Source organism: Paraburkholderia sp. SIMBA_054, from assembly GCF_046534875.1.
Classification (GTDB): domain Bacteria; phylum Pseudomonadota; class Gammaproteobacteria; order Burkholderiales; family Burkholderiaceae; genus Paraburkholderia; species Paraburkholderia hospita.
Genome location: NZ_JAWRXV010000966.1, coordinates 1 through 264, shown reverse-complemented (window position 1 = coordinate 264; position 264 = coordinate 1). Strand labels below are relative to the sequence as shown.

Here is a 264-nt window from a genome sequence, read left to right as displayed (position 1 = left end):
AGGTCTCCAGCTGCGACTGCTCGCGCTCGGCGCGCGAGTAGTTCAGGTCCAGGCTCAGCGTCCACGGATCGTAGCTGATCGTGTTGGTCCAGCCGGCGGAGAACAGCTTGTCCTCGCGGGTATTGTTGTCGTTGCGCACCAGCGGCTGCACGCCGGTCTGGGTGCCGCTGGTGATGATCGGGAAGCCGTTGCGCTCGGTGAGGCCGATGTTCTCGTAACCGGCCTGCTGGCCGTTCATGCCGGTCCAGTAGGCATCGTTGGTCC

Annotated in this window: 1 protein-coding gene; it reads right to left on the bottom strand. The window is 64.8% G+C overall.

Annotated features, from left to right (window positions below; genetic code table 11):
* Positions 1-264 (bottom strand): hypothetical protein (locus SB822_RS58000; RefSeq protein WP_410859227.1); only part of this gene is annotated, 264 nt, incomplete at both ends.